The organism is Rhizobium sp. BK379 (assembly GCF_014193955.1).
GTDB lineage: Bacteria > Pseudomonadota > Alphaproteobacteria > Rhizobiales > Rhizobiaceae > Rhizobium.
Map to the genome: position 1 here is coordinate 383,488 of NZ_JACIAD010000001.1, position 23,379 is coordinate 406,866.

Genomic DNA, 23,379 nt, shown 5'->3' on the forward strand with positions numbered 1-23,379 from the left:
GCGTACGGGGAAGATGATGACGATCAACGAGAATGTACCAAATGCGCCTGCGGGGCGCCGGGCGGTCAATAAGGGACGCTCCGGCCTGCACCCGCTGCACGAGGCAGCACTCCGCCTCGCCGAAATCGGCCTGCAGCGCCCGAAGGCGAAATCGCCGAAAACCCGTGATCTCATCAACCTGCTGCTATGCCACGGCGCGCGCGCCTGGCGCTACTCGCAGCCAGAGGCGCATATTCACCTGCACATCACCTCGCCCGACGGCAATTCGCCGGTCGTGCTGCGCTTGCGGTAGAAGCAATTCCAGCAAGGGTGTGCAGCCCTTTACATCCGGAACCGCTAGGGACGAGAAACCTTACAGCAATCCGAGTTCCGAAAGCTCGCGGCGCAGGTCCGCGGGCATTTCCGCGATGCCGGCGCCGAGACTGTGGAGATCGCGCGGCACGTCCTCATCAGGATAATAACGCCAGCCCTGGAAGGCACGCTTCGGCTGAACCGAAGTTTCGATCACTTCGGGCCCGAGGACGAGATGGCAGCGTCCAATGCCCTCACCGTCGGTAAACGTCTGAACGTCCAGGATTTTCTGCCGCGCCTGAACCTGCCCCTTGATTACCCAATAGAGGGAGCCGCCATCGAGCAGCTCGTCCACGCGCTTCGGTACCATGCGGGTCGTATGGACCGAGTGCGGTTCCAGTCCGGCGGCAATGGCGCGCAGCGAACGCTCAGCCACCCATTCGCGCAGGTCTTCGATCGAGTCGCAGCCGACGCAGAGCTTGATGAGATTTAATGCCATGCTGCCGTTGAAATCCTTTTGGCCGGCAGCGTCAAGCGGCTAACGCAAGTCGAGCAAAAGTGTGCAACGGTTTTGCGTCAACGACATGCGCGAAATAAAGCATGTCGAGCAAAAGTGTGCGGCGGTCTTGCGTCAACGAGATGCCTAAAGCAAAGCCTTAAAGTCCGCAAACTCAGCATTCAACGACATTGACGGCAAGGCCCCCTGTCGAGGTCTCCTTGTATTTCTCGCTCATGTCGTTGCCGGTCTGGCGCATGGTCTCGATACAGGCATCGAGCGGCACGAAATGCTGGCCATCGCCCTTCACAGCGAGCGATGCGGCTGTGACCGCCTTAACCGCACCCAGCGCATTGCGTTCGATACAGGGCACCTGCACGAGGCCGCCGACTGGATCGCAGGTCATGCCGAGATGGTGTTCGAGTGCGATCTCGGCGGCATTTTCGATCTGTGCAGGCGTGCCGCCCATGACGGCTGCGAGGCCGGCGGCTGCCATGGCGGCAGCCGAGCCGACCTCGCCCTGACAGCCGACTTCCGCGCCCGAGATCGAGGCATTGTGCTTGATGATGCCGCCAATCGCCGCTGCGGTCAGAAGATAGTCATGGATCCCCTTCCGGTCCCAATCCTCGTGGAAATGCTCGTAGTAGCGGATCGTTGCCGGGATGACCCCGGCCGCGCCATTGGTCGGCGCAGTCACGACGCGCCCGCCTGCGGCATTCTCCTCGTTGACCGCCATCGCGTAGACGCTCAGCCAGTCGTTGGCGAGCAGCGGGTTGACGCGGTTGCTGCGCCATTCTTCCTGAAGCTTGTCGTGGATGTGCTTGGCCCGGCGCCGGACGTTGAGGCCGCCGGGCATGATGCCCTCGACCTTCAGCCCGCGCTCGATGCAAGAGCGCATTGCTTCCCAGATGCGGTCGAGACCGGTATCCAGTTCTTCACGGCTGCGCTGGCTTTCCTCATTGGCGCGTTTCATTTGCGCAATCGACAGGCCGGAGCGCTCGGCCATATCAAGCATCTGCTTGGCGCTGGCGAAGGGGTAAGGCACCTTGTAATTGCCTTGTTGCGCCTTCTTGCGCGCCCGCATCTGTTCGAGCTCCGTATCGGTGACGACGAAGCCGCCGCCGACGGAATAATAGATGCGCTTGACGAGAAGCCGCCCGTCCTTGTCATAGGCCGAGAAACTCATGCCGTTGGCGTGGCCCGGCAGCGGCTGCTTCTTGTCGAAAATCAGATCCGTCTTCGGCTGAAACTGGTAGCCCGGGTGGCCCTCCGGCGTGATCCGGCCGCTCTTTTCCACGCCATCGATAGTGGCGTCCATATGATCCGGGTCGACCTTGTCGGGCGCCTCGCCCATCAGGCCGAGGATGACCGCCCTGCCCGTACCATGGCCGATGCCCGTATGGGCGAGCGAACCGTGCAGGCTCACCTTGATGGCGGCGACCTGAGCGCCGATGGAAGGACGCGGCCATTCATCGGACAGGATAAGGTCGAGGAACCGGTTGGCAGCCGTCATCGGTCCCATCGTATGCGAGCTCGACGGGCCGACACCGATCTTGAACACATCGAATACCGAAAGAAACATGGAGGCGCCTTCTAAAATTCACGATGCAGACTATGCGAGCCCGGCTCGACATCCGCGTGGCGGACCGACATCGCCTTGAACCGGTGCGACATCAGGCCGGACACTAATTGGAAGCCGCTCATCTTGCCAGTGATTCTCATCTTGCCGGTCATTGCAGCATTCGAATGCATCTGTAGAGTGGCCGCATTTATACGGGAACTGACTCGCTGATGATGACGACCGCGGATTATATCGCGCTTGCCTTCTTTATTTTTATCTGGATGGGCTATTCCTGGCTGCTGCGCGGCCGGACTTTCTTCGGGCGCACGAGCCTGACCCATGCCATGGCGGAGCGGCGGCGTGAATGGATATATAATTCCCTGCGCCGTGATTTGAAGATGATCGACACCCAGATCATGGCCGGGCTGCAGAACGGGACGGCCTTTTTTGCCTCGACCTCCATTTTTGCCATCGGCAGCTGCTTTGCGCTTCTCGGCGCAACGGAAAAGGTCGATGCAGTCTTTGCCGACTTGCCTTTCGTCTTTCATAGCGGCCATGCCGTCTTCGAAATGAAGGTCGGCGGCCTTGCTGCCTTGTTCGGCTATGCCTTCTTCAAGTTCGGCTGGTCTTACCGTCTCTTCAATTATTGCACCATCCTGTTCGGCTCCATGCCCATGATGCACGATACCGACAAGGATATCTTTGCCGCCGAGCGTGCCGCCGAACGTGTCATCCGCATGAACGTCCTTGCCGGCAGCCACTTCAACGAGGGGCTTAGGGCTATCTTCCTGTCGATCGGCTACCTCGGTTGGTTCATCAATCCCTATGTCTTCATCGGAACGACATCGATTGTCGTCTTCGTGCTCACCCGCCGGCAGTTCTTTTCGGCAGAACGGCTGGCGATCATGGAGCCGCAAGTGTCACCAAATCTCCATCTTTCTCCTGTTCTGCCCAATACGCCTTCACCGACTGACGGCGACGAATTGTCCGGGAGATTGTGAATGACATTGCCGGCAACGGAAGCGGCGCCTTATGCAAAACCGCCGCGCATCGGCCTTGTGGACACGGCGCGGGGTGCGGCGCTCATTGCGATGGCCACCTATCATTTCAGCTGGGATCTCGAATTCATGGGCTATCTGCAGCCTGGAACGGCCGAGACCGGCTGGCTGAAGATTTATGCCCGGGCGATCGCCGCCACCTTCCTGTTCATCGTGGGTGTCAGCCTCGTGCTCGCCAGCCGGCCGGACATTCGCTGGCCCTCCTTCTGGAAGCGTTTTGGCATGATCGCCGCTGCGGCCGTGCTCATATCGGCGGCGACCGCCTATCTTGTGCCCGGGGAATGGATTTACTTCGGCATCCTGCATTCCATTGCGGTTCTGAGCCTCATCGGCGTGGTCTTCCTGCGCCTGCCCTTGCCTTTGACGTTGCTCGTCACGCTGGCACTGCTAGTCGGCTGGATTGCTGATATTTTCGTGATGCCGGGCGTGCTCGGTTCGCACCTGTTCGATCCGAAATATCTTGCCTGGCTCGGCTTTGCGGCCACGCCCGATCGCTCCAATGATTTTGTGCCGCTCTTCCCCTGGGCGACACCCTTCTTCCTCGGCATGAGCCTTGCGCGCCTTGCCTTCCGAACGAACCTGCCGCAGCGGCTGGCGGCGTTAGGCACAGGCGGCACATGGCTTGCGCGCCTCGGCCGCCACAGCCTCGCCTTTTACCTCATTCACCAGCCGGTGCTGATCGCGATCGCTTACGGTCTGACATTCATCATCGCGCCGCCGAAGCCCGATCCGGTCGCGACCTATCTGCGCCAGTGCAACACGTCCTGCACGGTCGAACAGGGTGAAGCGGTCTGCCGCAGCTTCTGCCAGTGCACGCTCGAGCAGTTGCAGGCGCAGCAGCTCTTCACGCTGTTTCAGGCAGGTCAGGTCAAAGCCGACGATGAGAGGATCATGGCGCTTGCCGGCCAGTGCAGCGCCCAAATCGAGCCCGAGCTGCAGCCAGAGCCCCAACAGTGATCAAGCAATGATCAGGTGGTGACGCCGATTTCTGCGAGGCGGCCGAGGCAGGCCTCTTCGATATTGTCGAGCTCGGTAATCGTTTCGTCGATATCCTTGCGCTTCTGGCGCAGGTCTTCACGCTTTTCGTCCACGCGCTTCATCAGCAGCTTGAGCTGGCCGAGCTCGCCCGGCGGCTCCTTGTAGACCTGGATGATTTCGCGGATTTCGGCAATGGTGAAGCCGATACGCCGGCCCCGCAGGATTTCCTGGATGAGGCGCCGGTCGGCAGGTCGAAACAGGCGCGTGCGTCCGCGACGTTCCGGATGGATCAATCCCTCATCTTCATAAAAGCGAAGCGTGCGCGTCGACACTCCGAATTCGCGCGTCAGCTCCGTTATGGTATAGTATTTGTTCACTAGCATCTCATCCCCGTCATCGACCTGACATATTATTGACTTTTACGTAATAGTCAATTTCGGCAGGTTTCAGATGCCGAACCACCATGTCGCGAGGCCGAGGAAGGCGAAGAAGCCGGTGCAGTCGGTCACGGTCGTGACGAAAACGGATGAAGCGATCGCCGGGTCGGCTCCCATCTTGTCGAGAAGCAGCGGCAGCAGGATGCCGGCAAGCGCCGCCGCCATCAGATTGATGATCATGGCTGCGCCGATGACGGCGCCGAGCTGATAGTTGTGGAACCAGGTGCCGGCGATGGCGCCGAGCAGGATGGCGAAGAGAATGCCGTTCAGAATGCCGACGCCCGCTTCTCTTCGGATGATGCGCCCCGCATTATAGATATCGAGATCGCGGGTCGCGAGCGCGCGCACCGTCACGGTCATGGTCTGTGTGCCGGCATTGCCGCCCATGGAGGCAACGATCGGCATCAGCACCGCGAGTGCGATCATCTTCTCGATCGAACCGTCGAACAGGCCGATGACGCTGGCCGACAGCATCGCCGTACCGAGATTGATCAGCAGCCAGAGGAACCGCGAGCGCACGGTCGAGATCACATTGTCGGACAGTTCTTCGTCGCCGACACCGCCGAGGCGCTTGATATCCTCGTCCGCTTCTTCATGGATCACGTCGACCACGTCGTCGATGGTGAGCACGCCGACGAGGCGTTCGTTCTCGTCGACGACGGCAGCCGAAAGAAGGTCATACTGTTCGAAGAGCTGGGCCGCCTCTTCCTGGTCCATCTCGGCCGGAATCGGATGGTTCGTCTCCCGCATGATGGCTTCGATCTTTGACTGCCGCTTGGTGCGCAGGATCTGGTCGAGATCGACGGCGCCGAGCAGCTTGAAGGTCGGGTCGATCACGAAGATCTGCGAAAAGGAATAGGGCAGATCCTCTTCGTCGCGCATGTAGTCGATAGTCTGCCCGACAGTCCAGAATGGCGGCACGGCGACGAATTCGGTCTGCATGCGTCGGCCGGCGGAGCTTTCAGGGTAATCAAGCGCGCGGCGAAGGCGAACCCGCTCCGTGAATGGCAGTTGCGCGAGAATCTCTTCGCGGTCTTCCTGGTCGAGATCTTCGAGAATGTAGACCGCGTCGTCGGAATCCAGTTCGCCGATCGCCGCGGCAATCTGTTCGTTCGGCATCTGATCGACGATTTCGCGGCGGATCGTCTCGTCCACCTCGGTCAGCGCCGTCATGTCGAAATCGTCGCCGAGCAGATGCACCAGTGCCAGACGCTGATCCGGCTGGATCGATTCGAGCAGGTCGCCTATTTCCGATTCGTGGAGGCGCGCGACATTCTGGCGGAGAAACAGCGTGTCGCGATCGGCAATAGCGGCGCCGAGGCGCACGAGGAAATCGCTGCGCACATTGCCGTCTTCATTATAGATATCGACGTCTTCGTCTGCCGGACGTTTGCGATTGCGGTCTTCGGTATCGGTCGTCGTCATATGCCGCCCTCGCATTTCTGTCAGATTTCAACGACTGTCGCGCCGCATTCGAAAATGTCGGCTGAAAATGCATTGTCAACAAGCGGATAAGCGAATTCCGCCCTGCCCTTTTGGTCGCCGGAATGCACATCGACCTGCTAGCTGAAAGCATTTCTGCCGTAAAGCGCAAACCTATGCTTTCTGATGACAATGCCTGTGGCCAGCTATAGTTTCCGCTGCCATTTATCGAAAGGAAGCTCAGCCGTGCCGATCCGCCCGATTCTCCGCTATCCGCATCCCGGCCTGAAGACGGTCTGCACGCCGGTGACCGCGTTCGATTCGGCCCTTTCCGCCCTTGCCGACGATCTGCTGCAGACGATGCGCGCGGCACCCGGCGTTGGCATCACCGCTGCCCATATCGGCGTCTTCCAGCGCCTGACGGTGCTGGAAATCGACAAGGCGGACGGCGTGCGCATCTACGCCAATCCGGAGATCACGTGGTTTTCAGATCAGACGATGGTTCATATGGAAGGCAGCGTCTCCATGCCGGGCGCGACGGACGAGGTCACGCGGCCGAGCGCGGTTCGTTTCCGCTACCAGGGTCTGGATGGCCATCAGCATGAAGAAGAGGCCACCGGCTTCCTCGCCATCTGCATCCAGCATGAGATCGATCAGCTCGACGGCATTTTCTGGCTGCAGCGTCTGTCGCGGCTGAAACGTGACCGGCTGATCAGGAAATGGGAAAAGACGAAAAGCTGAGTCGCGCTATTAAACGCGCGAACCAAGTGCGCCCTTCCGACGTTTGCCTTGCAGTGAAACCGGAAGGAGACGGAAATGCCTGGCAAGAACGACAAGTCCTCGCTTTCCCGCGAGGAAGACTACCGCGACTTCGAAGAGCGCAATCTGGACGACGGCTGGCCCTACGCGGACGGCAGCGGCGCCAAGGCTGCCGACAGTGAAAACCGTGCCTACGGCGAAACCTCGGCCAATTTCGACCGCGACCGCAATAGCGGCTTCCGCATCGACGGCACGGACGAGGACGGCAACGAGAATCGCCTGAAGGATTCGCTTGAGCCTGACACGATCGACCGCGACGAAAGCGACGATCTCGAAGCCCGCGTGACCGAGAACCTGGAGAATATCCCCGAGGTCGATATCGACAGTGTGGAAGTTCACGCCGACGGCCATACCGTGACGCTGGAGGGTTCTGTCGAAACGATCGGGATTGCCCGCAAGGTCGAACTTGGCGCCCTGTCGGTAGACGGTGTCCATCATGTCCGCAACCGCCTGCACACAACCGGTGTCGATGCCCATATCCCGAACGAGGATTGAGGCGAAAAACACAAAGTCGCCACATTTGAAAACCGGGAAGCGGCCTGCTTTCCGGTTTTGCTGTCTCTAAAATTAAAAATAGTTAATCAATCAAAGATTGCAGGATTGTAATCTTTCGGAAAGCCCTGACATCTCAGGCAATTAACTGTGCCGGCTAAGGTAACGTGCCCTTCAAAAACGTTGACAAATATGTGATTTTGTTCGGACAAAACGCCGCAACAGAGCTGTCATCTTTCTCACAAAATCGCCCAAATTGGAGCGCGAGCTTATCGTGCCGAGGGTTGGATTTACGTTGTTGAATTCAACAATAGATTGAGGAGATAGACCCATGCGCATGAAGTTCGCCGCCGCCGCCACCCTGTTTGCCGTCAGCATGGCAAGTGCCGCTTTTGCACAGCCGAAATTTATGGACGACTATTCCAATAATGGTGATGGCCTCTACCAGACGCCGGTCGCGCCGGCGAAGCCTATTCACTACCCGACCCATGTAGCCCCCCCGGCCTATTCCAGCGACTATACGAATGATAGTGACGGCTTCGCACCGGCCGCGATGGCCAAGCCCGCGAAGGTCGACAACACTGCCACCGCCAGCATCAAGCCTCTTCCGGATTGCCACAGCATGGTCGGCCCGAAGGGTTCGCATCAGAAAGGTGCCGATAGCGGCGCAAGCCGCACTGAGGCCTGCCGCGCAATGCACTGACATGATCCGAGAAAGGGCCGGTTTCCGGCCCTTTTCCTTTGCAATTTCAATGCTCCACACGGCGTAATCCACACCTCGGGCAAGCTTTTAAAAAAAACTGTCACATCGCGCTTGTGTCCGTCAGAGGCTTTTGCTACATGCTGCCTCGCCGACGCAAATCGGCCTACCACGATGCGGTCGTGGCGGAATTGGTAGACGCGCAGCGTTGAGGTCGCTGTGGGGCAACCCGTGGAAGTTCGAGTCTTCTCGACCGCACCAAAGAAACCCGCTTCGGCGGGTTTTTTCTTTTTGGCCAAAGGTTTAGTTCTCCGGTCCTAATGGCCCTGCCGCAAGAAGTAGCGCGCGGCAGCCCTTTCCCGCCGATATCGCCTCTGGTGGATATCACAGCGAAGCCAGCCGGCACTTGCTGCAATTCTGGTGCGCAATCTGCCGCTTGACTTCCATCTGGAATTGAGAACATAGATGGAACGCTTAGGGGTTCAGGGGTGTTCCTTTCATGAAAATTATTTCGATCGGCAATTTTTGACGTTTCGCTAGAAGAACTAGCTTCCGCTGATGCCGGTTCCTGCGTGAGGTAGCTCACGCTCGCTGGCAATCCAGCCTTTCTCATACATTCGAACGCAAGCCGGACATTTCGGCTTGGCGCTTATTTCGCTTTGCCCGCGCATTGCATCGCGCCTAACCATGGGGGACCGCATGACATCGGAAGATCGCTATAAATACGTCAAGGGCGGCGTAGCACTCGCGATTCTCGGAACCCTCGTTATCGGCCTTTACATCGACTCGCTGTATCACGGCGATACCGAGACGGCGGCCTACAAGACGGTCGATGACTGCCTTAAGGACAACAAGTTCGGTCCTGACGACTGCAAAAGCAGCTTCGCGATCGCTCGCGATGAACATCTGAAAAGCTCCCCCTCCTACGATAAACGCGAGGATTGCGAGGAGGAATTCGGCGACGGCCGTTGTGAGCAGACCTCTTCGGTCCATGCGTCCGGAGGAGGACATTTCAGCCCTTATCTCGGCGGGTATCTCGTTGGTCAGCCCGATAAGAAGGTCAATGGCGTCTACTATCCGGCTGTGCCCGCATCGGCGTTGTACGAGAGCCGCCATGTTCCGGGTTTCGTGGACGCGCGGGGCATTCTGGTCACCAACAAGGTCGGCGGCTTCAAGATGGCCTATCAATCCGCCGCTCACTATAAGCCCGCAGCCCCCACGACGACGCTCGCCCGCTCCGGTTTTGGCGCCCGCCACTTTGCTGCGTCCTGAGGCTCAAGATGAAGCGCATCGCGACCGGCGAAAGACCTGACTGGGTGCGGAAACTCGAAGACCTCGATTTCACCATCCACCACATGTATGGCGAACTCTATTGGGATGAGCGCAATGCCTACCAATTCACGCTCGCTGAGATCGAGGATGGTCTCGAGGATCCGACCAACGAGATTCTGCAGCTCTGTTACAAAGCGGTCGATCGCATTTGCGCCGATCCCGCATTGATGACGCGCATGGCGATCCCGGCCGAGTTCCAGGCCGCCGTCAGCAGATCCTGGAAATGGTCCGATCGTGATATCTACGGCCGCTTCGACCTGCGTTACGATGGCAAGGGTCCGGCAAAACTCTTCGAATTCAATGCCGATACGCCGACGTCACTCTTCGAAAGCGCTGTCATCCAGTGGGAATGGCTCCAAGACATGAAGCGCCTTGGCCGGTTGAGCGCCGACGCCGACCAGTTCAATTCGATCCACGAGAAGCTCATCGGTGCTTTCCAGTATTTCAAGAATGCCAGCGACAGCGGCGTCTTCCATTTCGGCTGCATCACCGACAATGAGGAAGACTATCTGACGACCAAATATCTCGCCGACGTTGCCTTCCAGGCGGGCTTCGAAGTTGTGGTGCTCGATATGGAAGAGATCGGCATCGATCCCGAGAACTGGTTCACCGATCTCGAAGACCGCCGAATGGAGAATCTCTTCAAGCTCTACCCGCTGGAATTCATGGTGCACGAGGAGTTTGGCGCGCATCTCATCTCCACGCCCACAAAGATCCACGAGCCGCTGTGGAAGATGACGCTGTCGAACAAGGGCCTCCTCGCCGTCCTCTGGGAAATGGCGCCCAACCATCCGAACCTGCTGCCCGCCTATTTCGCCGACGATCCGCAGGCGCTGCGTCTGGAAAACGCCGTCAGAAAACCGCTCCTGTCGCGCGAAGGCGCAAATGTCACGCTGACGTCGGGGGAAACGATAATCGCGGTGGACGGCGAATATGGCGCAGAGGGCTACATTGTGCAGGAAACCTGCCTGCTTCCGCAGTTCGGCGAGGATTATGCCGTGATCGGCTCCTGGGTCGTCGCCGGCGAAGCCTGCGGCATCTGCATCCGCGAGGACAAATCGCCTATTACCCAGAACCTCTCCCGTTTCGTCCCGCATTTCATCATGGATTGAGATGGCGGTGGCTGCAGCAAGTTGGCCGATTCCTGGATATTACGGAGAACAACGTGGCTGATCGGATAGCTGCGCGTAACTATGTGAGCGGCATAACATGCCGCTCACAGCTTCCTGTTAGCCGAACGTGAAAGTGAATTTGCGGCTGCCAATCGAGCCTGATCCTGTCCCTCGAACGCCTGTCGAAACGAAGCTGAATGAACCACTTTGGCCGTTGCTACATGTGAACGTGCCTTCGCCATTTCGGTGCGTGACGTAAACGAAATTCCCATTGCATTTGAGACCCTTGGTGCTCGTCAATTCGAGCGTTCCGGCCCCGTCGGCATAGCCTGTCGCTTTGCCCGTAAACGTCTCGTCACCACTCTCGGTCTGCCCCTTGAGAGGAAGCGTCATAGCGCAGCCCGACAGGAGCGCTACGAGGAGCGCGGAGGGAAATATGCGTTTCATGAATTACCCCAATAAGATGATTTGCAAGGTTACAATATCTGGATGATTGAATTTTTTTCTATAAGCCGGCCAAGTTATCCCCAGTGTCGCAGGCGGATGCGAGCGTTGGCGTTTTGTTCATGACGTGAGTTGTGCAGCAAAGAGCGATTGAATCGCTCTTCGCCCAAGTCCATATAGAAGCCCGCGCCCGCCCTCTCCATTTTTGCGGATTGCGCCAAGGACTGCCATGCTACGCACCGATCTCGATTTCTCCATGCTCCCGAAACTCGGTTCGCGCGCCGTACGCTGGCGCATCTCAGACGGGCTCGTTCCCTATGAGGAAGCGGTGGAGACGATGGAGCGGGAAGTCGCAGCGATTTCAGAAGGTGGTGATGAACTCGTCTGGCTGCTGGAGCATCCGCCGCTTTATACAGCCGGCACCAGCGCCGACGCGAAGGATCTCGTCCAGCCGGATCGTTTCCCGGTCTTCGCTACCGGTCGTGGCGGCGAATACACCTATCATGGCCCCGGCCAGCGCGTTGCCTATGTCATGCTCGATCTCAAACGCCGCAGGCAGGATGTGCGTGCCTTCGTGGCAGCGCTCGAAGAGGTCATCATCCGCACGCTCGATTCGATGAATGTGCGCGGCGAACGCCGCGAGGATCGTGTCGGCGTCTGGGTCCGGCGACCGGAGAGACCCTTGCTGCCTGACGGCACCATGGCGGAAGACAAGATCGCAGCACTCGGCATCCGTCTGCGCAAATGGGTGACCTTCCACGGCCTGTCGCTGAACGTCGATCCCGATCTCGATCATTTCGGCGGCATCGTGCCCTGCGGCATCTCGGCCTATGGCGTCACCAGCCTCGTCGATCTCGGCCTGCTCGTGACGATGGTCGATGCCGACATCCGCCTGCGCGCCGCCTTCGAAGAGATATTCGGCGAAACCGTCAACGATACAGCACTCTGTCCCTGATTGCCGTCCTTGATTGCCCGGGCTTCCTGTGGTTGATGACATCATCCGCAAGAAGCAGCCGTCATGTCCGAATCTCCCTCCACCCAGAATCCCCTCCGGGGCATGGTCATCATGGCCGGCGCCATGGCCATCCTGCCGACGATGGATGCGATCGCCAAATATATGGCGACCTTTGAGGGCATGTCGCCCGGGCAGGTAACCTTCTACCGCTTCTTCTTCCAGCTCGTCTGTACCCTGCCGATCCTTTTCGCCATGTTCGGTACGCAGGCTCTGTCGGCCAAGCGCCCGTGGATGAATCTGCTTCGCGGCGCGCTGCATGGTGCGGCCAGCCTGCTCTTCTTCGTCGCCGTCAAATACATGCCGCTCGCCGATGTCTTCGCCATCTATTTCGTCGAGCCCTTCATGCTGACGGCGCTTTCGGCGCTGTTCCTCGGCGACAGGGTCGGCTGGCGGCGCTGGATGGCAATCGTCGTCGGGTTCGGCGGCGCCATGATCGTCATCCAGCCGAGCTACGAGATTTTCGGCCTGAAGGCGCTGCTGCCGGTCTTCTGCGCCTTCCTCTTCTCGCTCTATCTCTTCCTCAACCGCGCCATCGGCGAGGCAGATTCGCCGCTGACGATGCAGACCATGTCCGGAATTGGCGGTACGATCTTCATGGCGGGCGCAATGTTTGTCGGAAACAGCTTCGGCAATGCCGACTTCACGCCCTCCCTGCCAGCCTCCTGGCTCGGCCTCGTCCTGCTGCTGATCCTGGGCACGATTTCGGGCTATGCGCACATGCTGGTTGTTAAGGCTTTCCGGCTCGCGCCGCTGTCGCTGCTGGCACCCTTCCAATATTTCGAGATCATTTCGGCGACCGTGCTCGGTTACGCCCTCTTCGGTGATTTTCCGAATTTTTCCAAATGGATAGGCATCGCAATTATCGTTGCATCGGGGCTTTTCATTATCTGGCGCGAGCGCGTGCAGACGCGATCATTAAAATCCGCGTGAAATCCCCAAACTGCAGTTAACCCTTCTTCTTGAGGGATCTTCAATTCGGCACCGATAAAACCATTTCCGGCTTCATGATGAAGTCTGGAGATAAAACATGAGTGAGTTCCGTCTCGCTTTTCCGGCGTGTGTCATCGCCGGGAAGCATCGGCTGACGGCCGAAGACATCGTGCTTTTGCGCAAACACACCTTCCCGGAGGGAATCCGGACTTCCGATCATGTCGTAGTGTTGTTGGCGCTCAATAATTCCTGCCCCGAAAAATGCCCCGAGTGGAACACGTTTTTCATCGAACAGCTGGCAGGCTTCATCGTCGATTACACCTATCCGCAGGGCTCGCTGGACGAGATCAATGTCGCATGGATCATGCGCATGTTCACGACCGACGGCGTCGTCAATTCCGCCCTCGAGCTGGAGCTCATCCTGCATGTCATGGAGCTCAGCGCCCACGTACCCGATGAGCTGCGCGCCCTGGCGCTCGATCAGCTCCGCCTGGCGCTCTCAGAGGATCTCGGCGGCTACAAGCTGACCCGCGCCACCGACCGCAAAAGCATCACGCGGCAGGATGTGGATTACCTGATGCGTGTTTTGAGAAACGTCAGCGACGGCGGCGTCATCGGCGTGTCGCCGGTCGAATATGGCGTGCTGCAGCGCATTGATGCGGTAACCCAGCCTGGCGCCAATCATCAGCGCTGGGGCGAGATCATGGCCGCGGTCGAACTCAGGGACTATGCCCAGCCGAGGCGGAGCCGCTGGCTTCGTATTATCGATGAAGAGCCGGTTGCCGCTGCCGCAGTTGCCTGATCTGCCGGTGATTTCTCAGCCCGATTGTGCGTTCCGGCTTTTTATGCGTAAAACTCCGGAGCGCATTTCCTGGGTGGAGACTCGATGTTCAAGAAGATCCTGATCGCGAATCGCGGCGAGATTGCCTGCCGCGTGATCAAAACCGCTCGCCGCATGGGCATTGCCACCGTTGCGGTCTATTCGGATGCGGATCGGGATGCCCTGCATGTCGAAATGGCCGATGAGGCTGTTCATATCGGCCCTGCCCCGGCAGCCGAAAGCTATCTCGTCGCCGACAAGATCATCGCCGCCTGCAAGGAAACCGGTGCCGAAGCCGTGCATCCCGGCTACGGCTTCCTGTCCGAGCGCGCTTCATTCTGCGAGGCCTTGGAAAAGCAGGGCATCGTCTTCATCGGTCCGAAACCCAAGGCCATCATGGCGATGGGCGACAAGATCGAATCGAAGAAATTCGCGAATGCGGCAAAAGTCTCCACGGTGCCGGGCTATCTCGGCGTGATCGAGGATGCGGCGCATGCCGAAAAGATCGCCGGCGAGATCGGCTATCCCGTGATGATCAAGGCGTCGGCCGGCGGCGGTGGCAAGGGCATGCGCATTGCCTGGAACCAGGCAGAAGTGCGAGATGGTTTCGACCGCGCCCGTTCGGAAGCCAAGAGTTCCTTCGGCGATGATCGCGTCTTCATCGAAAAATACGTCGTCGATCCGCGCCATATCGAAATCCAGGTTCTGGCGGATGCGCATGGCAACGTCGTCTATCTCGGCGAGCGCGAATGTTCCATCCAGCGCCGGAACCAGAAGGTCGCCGAAGAAGCGCCCTCGCCTTTCCTCGACGAGAAGACCCGCGCTGCCATGGGCGAGCAGTCTGTGGCGCTGGCCAAGGCCGTCGATTACCAGAGCGCCGGCACGGTGGAATTCATCGTCGACCGCGACCGCAATTTCTATTTCCTCGAAATGAATACCCGTCTGCAGGTCGAGCATCCTGTGACGGAACTGGTGACCGGCATCGATCTCGTCGAGCAGATGATCCGCGTTGCTGCCGGGGAAAAGCTGCCCTTCGCGCAGAAGGATATCAAGCTGAATGGCTGGGCGGTGGAAAGCCGCCTCTATGCCGAAGATCCCTACCGCAACTTCCTGCCCTCGATCGGCCGCCTGACGCGCTACCGCCCGCCGGCGGAAGGCCGCACCGGCGACGTCGTCATACGCAATGATACCGGCGTTTTCGAAGGCGCTGAAATCTCCATGTACTACGACCCGATGATCGCCAAGCTCTGCACCTGGGCGCCGAGCCGCCTGCAGGCGGTGGAAGCCATGGGACAGGCGCTGGATGCTTTCGTGGTCGACGGCATCGAGCACAATGTTCCTTTCCTCGCGGCCCTCATGAAACATCCGCGCTGGCGTGAAGGCCGCCTCTCCACCGGCTTCATTGCCGAGGAATATCCCGAGGGATTTGCGCCGATGGCGCCGGATGCGGCGGAAGAGGCAGCCCTTGCCGCCATCGCGCTTTCCGTTTCCCTGAGCGAGGCCGGGCGCCGCGAAGGTTTTGCCGATCGTCTGCGGCAGGCAAGCGGCCCGTTGCGCGAAGAATGGGTCGTCAAGCTCGGCGGTAATTATGTACCGGTGGTGAAACTGGTCGATGGCCTCGTCACCATCCCCTTCGAGATGGAAATGGAGGTTGCCGGCCGCACCGAAACCGTTGTCACCGATTGGAGACCGGGCGACCCGGTCTGGCATGGCAGGATTGCCAGCCGCCCGGTAACCGCGCAGATCCGACCTGTTCTCAATGGCCTGCGCATCGACTGGCAGGGTCTATCGGTCAAGGCGCGCGTCTTCACCCCTCGCCATGCCGAGCTCGACCGCCTGATGCCGGTCAAGCTGCCGCCGGATACGTCCAAGCTCCTGCTCTGCCCCATGCCCGGCCTCGTCGTCTCGATTGCCGTCGCCGAGGGCCAGGAGGTCAAGGCTGGAGAGACGCTTGCCGTCGTCGAAGCCATGAAGATGGAAAATGTGCTGCGCGCCGAGCGCGATCTCGTCGTCGGCAAGATCAAGGCTGCGCCCGGCGAGAGCCTCGCTGTCGATGCCGTCATCATGGAATTCGCCTGAAGCATCGACCACGATTTCCGGATGGCCCTCTAAGCCTTTTTTGTGCTTGAGCCACCCTTGCGGAGCGTGCAAGAGTCCGCCACGCAAATCACGAGGAGATCGAAGATGGATGTTCGCGCCGCCGTTGCCGTTCAGGCAGGAAAACCCCTTGAGGTCATGACCGTTCAGCTCGAAGGCCCGAAGGCCGGCGAAGTGCTGATCGAGGTCAAGGCGACTGGCATCTGCCACACCGATGATTTCACGCTATCGGGCGCAGATCCGGAAGGTCTCTTCCCGGCGATCCTTGGCCATGAAGGCGCGGGCATCGTTGTCGATGTCGGCCCCGGCGTCACATCGCTCAAGAAGGGCGATCACGTTATCCCGCTCTACACGCCGGAATGCCGTGAGTGCTACTCCTGCACCTCCCGCAAGACCAATCTCTGCACCTCGATTCGCGCAACCCAGGGCCAGGGCGTCATGCCTGACGGCACCTCGCGCTTCTCGATCGGCAAGGACAAGATCCACCACTATATGGGCTGCTCGACCTTCGCGAACTTCACCGTTCTGCCGGAGATCGCGCTGGCGAAGATCAATCCCGACGCCCCCTTCGACAAGGTCTGCTATATCGGCTGCGGTGTCACGACGGGCATCGGCGCAGTCATCAACACGGCCAAGGTCGAGATCGGCTCGACGGCCATCGTCTTCGGCCTCGGCGGCATCGGCCTCAACGTTCTTCAGGGCCTGCGACTTGCCGGTGCCGACATGATCATCGGCGTCGATATCAATCCCGACCGCAAGGCATGGGGCGAGAAGTTCGGCATGACGCATTTCGTCAACCCGAAGGAGGTCGGCGATGACATCGTGCCCCATCTCGTCAACATGACGAAGCGCCATGGCGACCTGATCGGCGGCGCCGATTACACCTTCGATTGCACCGGCAACACCAAGGTCATGCGCCAGGCGCTGGAAGCCAGCCACCGCGGCTGGGGCAAGTCCGTCATCATCGGCGTTGCCGGCGCCGGCCAGGAGATCTCGACGCGTCCCTTCCAGCTCGTCACCGGCCGCAACTGGATGGGCACGGCCTTCGGCGGCGCCCGTGGCCGCACAGACGTGCCGAAGATCGTCGACTGGTACATGGAAGGCAAGATCCAGATCGACCCGATGATCACCCACACCATGCCGCTCGAAGACATCAACAAGGGCTTCGATCTCATGCACAAGGGTGAGAGCATCCGCGGCGTCGTGGTTTACTAGTCGTCCATGGATCTGCTGAAGAACTGGAAATTGAAATTGAGATACGGAAAGCTGAAAACGGCTTTCCGCCATTTCACGGTTATCGCCGACGGGGAAATCGCCGAGGCCAATCCGGATTTCGAGACCACCTTCGGCATGGCCGCCTTCTTTACTATCAAAGCGTGGGCTACCGACGGCGACGAAGCCACGGATATGGTCGTCAGCATAGGAAGACACGTCGGTTTCAATGCCACCGGCCGCATTTATCTTTACTCGACTGATCCGCAGCAGCCTCCGCAAGACAAGCCATTTGCTTACGACTTGGATTTTCACCAATATAAGCGTGGCGACGACGATGTAGAGGAAGATCCACCTCTACCAGATAGCGGCATTCATTGATTTATCTTGTCGAGAGCCGCCGTGCCATCCTTGCGAAATTTCTATGAGGGCTCTGCGCTCATGTGTTCCATTATATCTATCTCTACTGGGGTTTTGTATCGATGACTGCGCCTAGCTACACAGTCGATCTCAAGGGTCTCGATGAGCTCTCCGCGCGAGAGCTCTACGACCTCCTGCGGATGCGTGTGGATGTCTTCGTCGTCGAGCAGAACTGCCCCTATCCGGAACTGGACGGCAAGGATATCGATGCCTTGCATCTGCGGCTCATGGAGGGCGGCGAACTGCTCGGCTCGACACGGCTCTTGAAGCCCTACGGTGCGCAAGATCCGGCAAAGGTCGGCCGCGTCGTCGTCTCTCCCGCTCATCGCGGCAAGCGACTTGGCGATGCGCTGATGAGCGAATCGATCGCGGCCTGCGAAAGGCTTTATCCGGCAAATCCGATTGCCCTCTCCGCGCAGGCGCATTTGAGCCGCTTCTATGAGTCCTTCGGTTTCGTGAAAATCTCGGAGGAATATCTCGAAGACGGCATTCCCCATATCGATATGGTCCGTCCGCTGGCCACCGAGCCCGCTTGAAGATATCGCCATGATCTATGTCGATGCCGATGCCTGCCCCGTCAAACCCGAAATCCTGAAAGTGGCCGAACGCCTCGGAATGGAAGTGACCTTCGTCGCCAATTCGGGCCTGCGCCCGTCCCGCGACCCGATGGTGCGCAACGTCATCGTCTCCAACGCCTTCGACGCTGCCGATAACTGGATTGCCGACAATACCGGCCCGACAGATGTCGTCGTCACCGCCGATGTGCCGCTTGCGGTCCGCTGTGTCGCCAAGGGCTCCTTCGTGACCGGTCCGACGGGCCGTGTCTTCGACGAAACGAATATCGGCATGGCAAGCGCCATGCGCGATCTCGGCGCGCATCTGCGTGAAACCGGTGAGAGCAAGGGCTACAACGCCGTCTTCAGCCCCAAGGACCGGTCGCGTTTTCTCGAAACGTTCGATCGTCTTTGCCGCCGCGCCAAGAACGCCTGACTTCATTCTCCGGGCGCTGGAATCGGGTGGCATGGCAGCTATGCCAATTCCTAGCTTGAAGTCAGCCGTTCCCTCGTCCATATGAAGTGCGACGCAGACGACTGCGGCGCTCGGGTTTGCCCGGGTCGCAAAAGTCGCGGGGACGGCCTCGCTCTTGATATGGAGAGTATGATGGCCTGGTTCCTGCTTTTTCTCGCTGGCCTTTTTGAATGTGGTTGGGCAATCGGTCTGAAATATACCGATGGCTTCACTCGTCCTATGCCGACCATCCTCACGGTGATTTCGATGGTCATCAGCGTCGTTCTGCTTGGTCTTGCCGTTAAAACCCTGCCGATCGGCACGGCCTACGCGATCTGGACCGGTATCGGCACGGTCGGCACAGTCCTGCTCGGTGTCTGGCTTCTGGGCGATGCCGCAAGCGCCTCGCGCCTGATCTGCATTGCTCTTATTGTTGCAGGCATCGCCGGTCTCAAGCTGACGGCCTGAAGGCAATCATCAGAAATAAACAGGGCCGCGGGAAGAAAACCCGTGGCCCAAACCAATGCCCTCAACCCGAAATTCCTTAACCCTCAAGCCTGGCGGCCGAGGGTTTGATTTTACCCGATCTTCTCAGGGGAGTACGATGCCTTCCAGCTTGGTGGCGAAGGCGCTCTCCCCGCATTTAAGCTGTAATTCGTTTCCTTTGCGGCCTCATCCGCAGTTGCCGGAAGTTTCGCGTCCGGATGGGAAACGATTGATCGATGCATCAACAAGACGTCGTATTCTTGACTATCAGCGAGCACGCTCTCGGCGTTTTTCGACGGGCTGCCTCCAAGGAGGTATGCAATGACAACAGGGACTTCGACAGTATTTCTGGCCGCAACAGCGGCAATCCTGGCCAGCATGTCGGATAGAACCGACGCTCATGAGACAGAGAGCGGCTGGACCTACCCACCTGCCTGTTGCAAGTCTGATCAACTACACCGGGATTGTGATGCCATTCCAACGCTGGATGTCAGGCCAGGGCATCGCGGTTTTTCCGTCTTTCTGCGTGCCGGAGATCATCCGCTTGCCACCAGACCGCATCTCTTTTTCATTCCGTACGGGGATGAGATTCCGTCCGGAGACGGCCGTTATCACATCTGTCTTCATCCGACGGAAAACGACGTGAACTGCTTTTTTGCGCCTCCTGGCAATATCTAGACAGACGTCCGAATGTGGAAGCGCCTGCTAGGCGCTTCCACATCCAGGCCGAGGGCTAAGACGTCACGCTGATGCGTTTCGGTTATCGACGGACCATGCACCGGCGCCGGCAAAGAACAGGTAGAGGAAGATGAAGCAGAACAGCACCGCGCCGTCGCCCTGGTTGAGAGCCGGGAAGAAGCTGTGCGGCATATGCGCCATGAAATAGGCGATCGCCATTTCGCCCGACAGCAGGAAGGCTACCGGTCGTGTTGCGAAGCCGATGAGAATGAGGATACCGCCAAAGGTTTCCAGCAATGCTGCAATCAGGAATAAGGTGGACAGCGGCCCGTCGCCTTGGGCGGCCGGGAAGCCGAAAAGCTTCATCGTACCGTGCTCGATGAACAGAAGCGCGGTCATGATTCTGAGAGCGGCCAGACCATAGGGGCGGTAGGCAGATAGACGCTCGAAAGTTGACATAAAGACTCTCCTTAAGGGTGTACTGCCGAGCGTTATCGTGTCTCTATCGACGACTGAAGACACAATTTGCTGACAGGCGTTCACAACTTTGACTGTGGATAAACACTTGAATAGGCTATTTTATTCGATCATAGCGGAATGTTGTCGTGCTTCTTCCACGGATTGCTGAGGTCCTTGTTCTTCAACATCTTCAGCCCGCGCGCCAGCCGCCGCCGTGTCGAATGCGGCATGATCACCTCATCGACATAGCCGCGTTCAGCGGCCACGAAAGGTGACAGGAAACGGTCCTCGTACATCTTCGTGTGCGCAGCGATCTTTTCGGGATCGGCGATATCCTTGCGGAATATGATCTCGACAGCACCCTTGGCACCCATGACGGCGATCTGCGCCGTCGGCCAGGCATAGTTCAAATCGCCGCGCAAATGCTTGGATGCCATCACGTCATAAGCACCGCCGAAGGCCTTGCGGGTAATGACCGTCAGCTTCGGAACCGTTGCCTCCGCATAGGCAAAAAGCAGCTTGGCGCCGTGCTTGATGAGCCCGCCATATTCCTGTGCCGTGCCGGGCAGAAAACCCGGTACGTCGACGAAAGTGACGATCGGAATGTTGAAGCAGTCGCAGAAGCGCACGAAGCGCGCCGCCTTGCGCGAGGCGTCGCTGTCGAGCACGCCGGCAAGCACCATCGGCTGATTGGCGACGAAGCCGACCGTCGAACCCTCGATACGCCCGAAACCGCAGACGATATTCTTGGCAAAGCTCGCCTGGATCTCGAAGAAATCCCCCTCGTCCGCCACCTTCTGGATCAGTTCCTTGATGTCGTAGGGCTTGTTCGCATTGGCGGGGATCAGCGTGTCCAGCGAATTGTCCGCGTCCGTCACCGACTGGTACCATTCGATTTCCGGCACCGGCGACGTGTTCGACTGCGGCAGGAAGTCGATGAGCCGTCGCACCTGGCTGAGCGTATCGACATCATTGTCATAGGCGCCGTCGGCGATCGACGAGCGTGTCGTGTGCACGCTGGCACCGCCGAGTTCCTCTGACGTCACGGTCTCGTTGGTGACCGTCTTGACCACATCGGGACCGGTGACGAACATGTAGGACGTGTCGCGCACCATGAAGATGAAGTCCGTCATGGCGGGCGAATAGACGTCGCCGCCGGCGCATGGTCCCATGATGACGGAGATCTGCGGAATGACGCCGGAAGCCAGCACGTTACGCTGGAAGACCTCCGCATATCCGCCAAGCGCTGCTACCCCTTCCTGGATGCGCGCGCCGCCCGCATCATAGATGCCGATGATAGGGGCGCGGTTCTTCAGCGCCATATCCTGCACCTTGATGATTTTCTCGGCATGGGCTTCCGAAAGCGAGCCGCCGAAGACGGTGAAATCCTTGGCAAAGACGAAGACGGTCCGGCCGTTGACCGTGCCCCAGCCGGTCACCACGCCGTCGCCGGCGATGCGGCTCTTGTCCATGCCGAAATCGGTGGAGCGGTGCTCGACGAACATGTCGAACTCTTCGAAAGAGCCTTCGTCGAGGAAAAGATCGATGCGCTCGCGCGCCGTCAGCTTGCCGCGCTGGTGCTGCGCGTCGATACGCTGCTGGCCACCGCCGAGACGGGCAATACCGCGGCGGCGTTCGAGTTCTTCAAGAATATCCTTCATGATTTCCCCTCGCCGCTTGCAACGGCCGATTTTACAGCTCGGGCAATTCCAGCAAAACTGCGCAGCGGTTTTGCATGCGGAATTGCGTTAAAACAAAGAGATAGATCATTTCCGGATTCGACGAGAAATGGAAATGATCTATCGCCCGCTGAGTGCGAAGGCGGAGCGCACGCGTGCCGCGATATCTTCCGCAAGAATTTGGTCCGCCAGATCAGGATCTGCGGTCAGGCTGGTGACCTCAAAGGATGTAACTGCAATGACGGATCCGTCCTCCACGGAAGCGGCATCGATACTGACCTTGGCGACGTTGCGGTCCTTCTGGAAGCCGAGACCCTTGACGACAGAAACGATGCGAATCGTCAGCACCACGCGCGGCAGTTCGGTCGTGCGCACCGTTGCACGGATGGCCGCGTTGACGCGATCGTTGATGCCGGAGAGCAGCTCTGCCGACATGGTCGTGCTGGACAAAACCACGGCACTGCGCACGTCATAGACGGGCTTTTCCTGCTTCTTCGGCATAAGGCTGGCACAGGCCGTCAGCGCCACGCAAACAAGCGCCATCAGGCAAATTCTCGACCTCAGCCACGCCATTCAAAATTCCCGCAAATCCCCGTCCGGAGTCGCAGATTTGGTCATAAAGCCCATCAAAGCAATATGATTCAGGCTCTTAGCGCGAAAAAAACATCCGTTGCCGCTTTGAAATCCTCAAAACGCTTGGCCCGGCGCTGCTCGGCTTCTTCGTCGCTTCCCCAATGTTCGATGGTCCAGTCCTCATCGAGATGGGCGAGCGACCAGGCTTCGTCCGGCGTGATCGCGGTCTCGGCGATGGCAAGCGCCAGCAGCGCCGAACCGGTGATCGTCGTCATCGTGTGGAGAGCTGCGAGCTCGAGGGCACTGTCATGCCGGCGCAGTGCCGAGCCGAAGGCGGCGATCGCCTCGCGCGGCTGCTCATAATGCATCACGCCTTCGACAAGGATGAAGCGCGCGCCGAGATCGGCGGCTGCCCAGTCGAGCACCGGATCCCAGCGTTCCATCTGTCGTTCGACCAGCTTTTCGGGGCCTTCGGCCCGATAGCAGAGCAGATCGCTTGACGAAAAGCGCAGAATATCCTCGAAGACGGCCTGCGTGTCTGTCGCGACACCGTCGATCGCCGTGTTGACGAGGCGCGTTGCCGGCATCAGCGAGGGATCGATGACCTCGCGCTGTGCGTCCCATTCGGCGGCCACGAGCTTTGCCAGCGCTTCGCTCGGCACGGCCAGGATCTGGCGGGCCGGCGTGCGCACGGCCTTGCCGTCGAGCATGATGGCGAAACCGTCCTCATTCGGTTCGACGGAAACAGCCTGATAGAAACGCTTTGGCAGCGGCTTCTTCATCTGGATCTGCGCGCGGCGGATCGGATCGGGATGGCTCAGGTCTTCGGAAAGGTCGTTCAGCAGGTCGCGCATGGGCTC

The 23,379-nt window shown here is 59.1% G+C and carries 28 protein-coding genes and 1 tRNA gene; 19 read left to right on the plus strand and 10 right to left on the minus strand.

Features of this window, described 5'->3' with window-relative positions; genetic code table 11:
* The first annotated feature begins 16 nt into the window (after positions 1-16).
* Positions 17-292, plus strand: a complete 276-nt coding sequence (locus tag FHT93_RS01980) for a hypothetical protein (protein WP_183845969.1) — start codon at positions 17-19, stop codon at positions 290-292.
* A gap of 60 nt (positions 293-352) precedes the next feature.
* On the opposite strand, the gene FHT93_RS01985 is transcribed toward FHT93_RS01980, so the two are convergent.
* The 3 genes from FHT93_RS01985 to FHT93_RS01995 all read right to left on the minus strand — a co-directional run bounded on the left by FHT93_RS01985 (position 353) and on the right by FHT93_RS01995 (position 2,521).
* On the minus strand, positions 353-790 hold the full coding sequence (locus FHT93_RS01985) for a DUF1489 family protein (RefSeq protein WP_112547681.1): 438 nt from the start codon (positions 788-790) through the stop codon (positions 353-355).
* A gap of 172 nt (positions 791-962) precedes the next feature.
* Positions 963-2,369, minus strand: a complete 1,407-nt coding sequence (locus tag FHT93_RS01990; protein ID WP_112968159.1) for an L-serine ammonia-lyase — start codon at positions 2,367-2,369, stop codon at positions 963-965.
* 11 nt (positions 2,370-2,380) lie between these two features.
* Entirely contained in the window at positions 2,381-2,521 is a 141-nt protein-coding gene (locus FHT93_RS01995) for a hypothetical protein (RefSeq protein WP_162710233.1), read from the minus strand.
* 60 nt (positions 2,522-2,581) lie between these two features.
* Here FHT93_RS01995 and FHT93_RS02000 point away from each other — a divergent pair, with 60 nt between their 5' ends.
* Positions 2,582-3,349 carry a DUF599 domain-containing protein gene (locus tag FHT93_RS02000; RefSeq protein ID WP_183847468.1) on the plus strand — a complete coding sequence of 256 codons (768 nt, stop codon included), beginning with the start codon at positions 2,582-2,584 and terminating at the stop codon, positions 3,347-3,349.
* Positions 3,350-4,363, plus strand: a complete 1,014-nt coding sequence (locus FHT93_RS02005; RefSeq protein ID WP_183845970.1) for a heparan-alpha-glucosaminide N-acetyltransferase — start codon at positions 3,350-3,352, stop codon at positions 4,361-4,363. It begins immediately after the preceding gene.
* Positions 4,364-4,374: 11 nt separating this feature from the next.
* Here FHT93_RS02005 and FHT93_RS02010 read toward each other — a convergent pair whose 3' ends face one another.
* Both FHT93_RS02010 and mgtE read right to left on the minus strand, forming a co-directional pair.
* On the minus strand, positions 4,375-4,767 hold the full coding sequence (locus FHT93_RS02010) for a MerR family DNA-binding transcriptional regulator (RefSeq protein ID WP_007826104.1): 393 nt from the start codon (positions 4,765-4,767) through the stop codon (positions 4,375-4,377).
* A 63-nt stretch (positions 4,768-4,830) separates the two neighbouring features.
* Positions 4,831-6,246 carry a magnesium transporter gene (mgtE, locus tag FHT93_RS02015; RefSeq protein WP_112547684.1) on the minus strand — a complete coding sequence of 472 codons (1,416 nt, stop codon included), beginning with the start codon at positions 6,244-6,246 and terminating at the stop codon, positions 4,831-4,833.
* 243 nt (positions 6,247-6,489) lie between these two features.
* On the opposite strand from mgtE, the gene FHT93_RS02020 reads away from it, so the two are divergent.
* From FHT93_RS02020 to FHT93_RS02045, 6 genes are all read left to right on the plus strand, one after another.
* Positions 6,490-6,984 (plus strand): peptide deformylase, encoded by a 495-nt coding sequence (locus FHT93_RS02020; RefSeq protein ID WP_113015866.1) that lies wholly within the window; start codon positions 6,490-6,492, stop codon positions 6,982-6,984.
* 75 nt (positions 6,985-7,059) lie between these two features.
* Positions 7,060-7,557, plus strand: coding sequence for a BON domain-containing protein (locus tag FHT93_RS02025; protein ID WP_183845971.1), 498 nt, complete (start codon positions 7,060-7,062; stop codon positions 7,555-7,557).
* Positions 7,558-7,885: 328 nt separating this feature from the next.
* Entirely contained in the window at positions 7,886-8,257 is a 372-nt protein-coding gene (locus FHT93_RS02030; RefSeq protein ID WP_112968163.1) for a hypothetical protein, read from the plus strand.
* A 173-nt stretch (positions 8,258-8,430) separates the two neighbouring features.
* Positions 8,431-8,515 (plus strand) — tRNA-Leu (locus FHT93_RS02035).
* A gap of 438 nt (positions 8,516-8,953) precedes the next feature.
* On the plus strand, positions 8,954-9,526 hold the full coding sequence (locus tag FHT93_RS02040) for a DUF1190 domain-containing protein (protein WP_162710234.1): 573 nt from the start codon (positions 8,954-8,956) through the stop codon (positions 9,524-9,526).
* 8 nt (positions 9,527-9,534) lie between these two features.
* The gene (locus FHT93_RS02045) at positions 9,535-10,698 is read left to right on the plus strand and encodes a glutathionylspermidine synthase family protein (protein ID WP_183845972.1); all 1,164 of its coding nucleotides are present in this window, start codon (positions 9,535-9,537) and stop codon (positions 10,696-10,698) included.
* Between the two features lie 117 nt (positions 10,699-10,815).
* On the opposite strand, the gene FHT93_RS02050 is transcribed toward FHT93_RS02045, so the two are convergent.
* Positions 10,816-11,145, minus strand: a complete 330-nt coding sequence (locus tag FHT93_RS02050) for a hypothetical protein (protein WP_112547690.1) — start codon at positions 11,143-11,145, stop codon at positions 10,816-10,818.
* 226 nt (positions 11,146-11,371) lie between these two features.
* Here FHT93_RS02050 and lipB point away from each other — a divergent pair, with 226 nt between their 5' ends.
* The 10 genes from lipB (at position 11,372) to FHT93_RS02100 (ending at position 19,808) form a co-directional block, all read left to right on the plus strand.
* Positions 11,372-12,097, plus strand: coding sequence for a lipoyl(octanoyl) transferase LipB (gene lipB / locus FHT93_RS02055; protein WP_113117047.1), 726 nt, complete (start codon positions 11,372-11,374; stop codon positions 12,095-12,097).
* Positions 12,098-12,160: 63 nt separating this feature from the next.
* The gene (locus FHT93_RS02060; RefSeq protein ID WP_183845973.1) at positions 12,161-13,087 is read left to right on the plus strand and encodes a DMT family transporter; all 927 of its coding nucleotides are present in this window, start codon (positions 12,161-12,163) and stop codon (positions 13,085-13,087) included.
* Positions 13,088-13,184: 97 nt separating this feature from the next.
* On the plus strand, positions 13,185-13,889 hold the full coding sequence (locus FHT93_RS02065; RefSeq protein ID WP_112547693.1) for a hypothetical protein: 705 nt from the start codon (positions 13,185-13,187) through the stop codon (positions 13,887-13,889).
* 84 nt (positions 13,890-13,973) lie between these two features.
* Positions 13,974-15,986: an acetyl/propionyl/methylcrotonyl-CoA carboxylase subunit alpha gene (locus FHT93_RS02070; protein WP_183845974.1), complete on the plus strand. Its 2,013-nt coding sequence runs from the start codon at positions 13,974-13,976 to the stop codon at positions 15,984-15,986.
* A 105-nt stretch (positions 15,987-16,091) separates the two neighbouring features.
* A complete protein-coding gene (locus tag FHT93_RS02075; RefSeq protein WP_183845975.1) occupies positions 16,092-17,219 on the plus strand; it encodes an S-(hydroxymethyl)glutathione dehydrogenase/class III alcohol dehydrogenase in 1,128 nt (375 codons plus the stop codon).
* Between the two features lie 6 nt (positions 17,220-17,225).
* Positions 17,226-17,597: a hypothetical protein gene (locus FHT93_RS02080; RefSeq protein WP_112547696.1), complete on the plus strand. Its 372-nt coding sequence runs from the start codon at positions 17,226-17,228 to the stop codon at positions 17,595-17,597.
* A 101-nt stretch (positions 17,598-17,698) separates the two neighbouring features.
* Positions 17,699-18,172, plus strand: coding sequence for a GNAT family N-acetyltransferase (locus FHT93_RS02085; protein WP_183845976.1), 474 nt, complete (start codon positions 17,699-17,701; stop codon positions 18,170-18,172).
* 10 nt (positions 18,173-18,182) lie between these two features.
* The gene (locus tag FHT93_RS02090) at positions 18,183-18,626 is read left to right on the plus strand and encodes a YaiI/YqxD family protein (RefSeq protein WP_112547697.1); all 444 of its coding nucleotides are present in this window, start codon (positions 18,183-18,185) and stop codon (positions 18,624-18,626) included.
* 171 nt (positions 18,627-18,797) lie between these two features.
* Positions 18,798-19,112, plus strand: coding sequence for a quaternary ammonium compound efflux SMR transporter SugE (gene sugE / locus FHT93_RS02095; protein WP_113117043.1), 315 nt, complete (start codon positions 18,798-18,800; stop codon positions 19,110-19,112).
* Between the two features lie 396 nt (positions 19,113-19,508).
* Entirely contained in the window at positions 19,509-19,808 is a 300-nt protein-coding gene (locus FHT93_RS02100; RefSeq protein ID WP_246715530.1) for a hypothetical protein, read from the plus strand.
* 63 nt (positions 19,809-19,871) lie between these two features.
* Here the strand turns inward: FHT93_RS02100 and FHT93_RS02105 are convergent, their stop codons facing one another.
* The 4 genes from FHT93_RS02105 to FHT93_RS02120 form a co-directional block, all read right to left on the minus strand.
* Entirely contained in the window at positions 19,872-20,267 is a 396-nt protein-coding gene (locus FHT93_RS02105; RefSeq protein WP_112547700.1) for a DoxX family protein, read from the minus strand.
* Positions 20,268-20,395: 128 nt separating this feature from the next.
* The gene (locus FHT93_RS02110; protein ID WP_029868833.1) at positions 20,396-21,928 is read right to left on the minus strand and encodes an acyl-CoA carboxylase subunit beta; all 1,533 of its coding nucleotides are present in this window, start codon (positions 21,926-21,928) and stop codon (positions 20,396-20,398) included.
* A gap of 138 nt (positions 21,929-22,066) precedes the next feature.
* Positions 22,067-22,519 carry a hypothetical protein gene (locus tag FHT93_RS02115; protein WP_183845977.1) on the minus strand — a complete coding sequence of 151 codons (453 nt, stop codon included), beginning with the start codon at positions 22,517-22,519 and terminating at the stop codon, positions 22,067-22,069.
* Between the two features lie 68 nt (positions 22,520-22,587).
* Positions 22,588-23,373: an ATP12 family chaperone protein gene (locus FHT93_RS02120; RefSeq protein WP_183845978.1), complete on the minus strand. Its 786-nt coding sequence runs from the start codon at positions 23,371-23,373 to the stop codon at positions 22,588-22,590.
* Between the last annotated feature and the right edge of the window lie 6 nt (positions 23,374-23,379).

What these genes read in the sequence shown, in the direction of transcription:
- FHT93_RS02005 (WP_183845970.1), top strand. Translation starts at nt 3,350, where the DNA reads ATGACATTGCCGGCAACGGAAGCGGCGCCTTATGCAAAACCGCCGCGC.
- sugE (WP_113117043.1), top strand. Translation starts at nt 18,798, where the DNA reads ATGGCCTGGTTCCTGCTTTTTCTCGCTGGCCTTTTTGAATGTGGTTGG.
- FHT93_RS02115 (WP_183845977.1), bottom strand. Translation starts at nt 22,519, where the DNA reads ATGGCGTGGCTGAGGTCGAGAATTTGCCTGATGGCGCTTGTTTGCGTG.
- FHT93_RS01990 (WP_112968159.1), bottom strand. Translation starts at nt 2,369, where the DNA reads ATGTTTCTTTCGGTATTCGATGTGTTCAAGATCGGTGTCGGCCCGTCG.
- FHT93_RS02050 (WP_112547690.1), bottom strand. Translation starts at nt 11,145, where the DNA reads ATGAAACGCATATTTCCCTCCGCGCTCCTCGTAGCGCTCCTGTCGGGC.
- FHT93_RS02110 (WP_029868833.1), bottom strand. Translation starts at nt 21,928, where the DNA reads ATGAAGGATATTCTTGAAGAACTCGAACGCCGCCGCGGTATTGCCCGT.
- FHT93_RS01995 (WP_162710233.1), bottom strand. Translation starts at nt 2,521, where the DNA reads ATGACCGGCAAGATGAGAATCACTGGCAAGATGAGCGGCTTCCAATTA.
- FHT93_RS01980 (WP_183845969.1), top strand. Translation starts at nt 17, where the DNA reads ATGACGATCAACGAGAATGTACCAAATGCGCCTGCGGGGCGCCGGGCG.
- FHT93_RS02025 (WP_183845971.1), top strand. Translation starts at nt 7,060, where the DNA reads ATGCCTGGCAAGAACGACAAGTCCTCGCTTTCCCGCGAGGAAGACTAC.
- FHT93_RS02080 (WP_112547696.1), top strand. Translation starts at nt 17,226, where the DNA reads ATGGATCTGCTGAAGAACTGGAAATTGAAATTGAGATACGGAAAGCTG.
- FHT93_RS01985 (WP_112547681.1), bottom strand. Translation starts at nt 790, where the DNA reads ATGGCATTAAATCTCATCAAGCTCTGCGTCGGCTGCGACTCGATCGAA.
- mgtE (WP_112547684.1), bottom strand. Translation starts at nt 6,246, where the DNA reads ATGACGACGACCGATACCGAAGACCGCAATCGCAAACGTCCGGCAGAC.
- FHT93_RS02105 (WP_112547700.1), bottom strand. Translation starts at nt 20,267, where the DNA reads ATGTCAACTTTCGAGCGTCTATCTGCCTACCGCCCCTATGGTCTGGCC.
- FHT93_RS02060 (WP_183845973.1), top strand. Translation starts at nt 12,161, where the DNA reads ATGTCCGAATCTCCCTCCACCCAGAATCCCCTCCGGGGCATGGTCATC.
- FHT93_RS02030 (WP_112968163.1), top strand. Translation starts at nt 7,886, where the DNA reads ATGCGCATGAAGTTCGCCGCCGCCGCCACCCTGTTTGCCGTCAGCATG.
- FHT93_RS02045 (WP_183845972.1), top strand. Translation starts at nt 9,535, where the DNA reads ATGAAGCGCATCGCGACCGGCGAAAGACCTGACTGGGTGCGGAAACTC.
- FHT93_RS02120 (WP_183845978.1), bottom strand. Translation starts at nt 23,373, where the DNA reads ATGCGCGACCTGCTGAACGACCTTTCCGAAGACCTGAGCCATCCCGAT.
- FHT93_RS02070 (WP_183845974.1), top strand. Translation starts at nt 13,974, where the DNA reads ATGTTCAAGAAGATCCTGATCGCGAATCGCGGCGAGATTGCCTGCCGC.
- FHT93_RS02075 (WP_183845975.1), top strand. Translation starts at nt 16,092, where the DNA reads ATGGATGTTCGCGCCGCCGTTGCCGTTCAGGCAGGAAAACCCCTTGAG.
- lipB (WP_113117047.1), top strand. Translation starts at nt 11,372, where the DNA reads ATGCTACGCACCGATCTCGATTTCTCCATGCTCCCGAAACTCGGTTCG.
- FHT93_RS02100 (WP_246715530.1), top strand. Translation starts at nt 19,509, where the DNA reads ATGTCGGATAGAACCGACGCTCATGAGACAGAGAGCGGCTGGACCTAC.
- FHT93_RS02010 (WP_007826104.1), bottom strand. Translation starts at nt 4,767, where the DNA reads ATGCTAGTGAACAAATACTATACCATAACGGAGCTGACGCGCGAATTC.
- FHT93_RS02065 (WP_112547693.1), top strand. Translation starts at nt 13,185, where the DNA reads ATGAGTGAGTTCCGTCTCGCTTTTCCGGCGTGTGTCATCGCCGGGAAG.
- FHT93_RS02085 (WP_183845976.1), top strand. Translation starts at nt 17,699, where the DNA reads ATGACTGCGCCTAGCTACACAGTCGATCTCAAGGGTCTCGATGAGCTC.
- FHT93_RS02000 (WP_183847468.1), top strand. Translation starts at nt 2,582, where the DNA reads ATGACGACCGCGGATTATATCGCGCTTGCCTTCTTTATTTTTATCTGG.
- FHT93_RS02090 (WP_112547697.1), top strand. Translation starts at nt 18,183, where the DNA reads ATGATCTATGTCGATGCCGATGCCTGCCCCGTCAAACCCGAAATCCTG.
- FHT93_RS02040 (WP_162710234.1), top strand. Translation starts at nt 8,954, where the DNA reads ATGACATCGGAAGATCGCTATAAATACGTCAAGGGCGGCGTAGCACTC.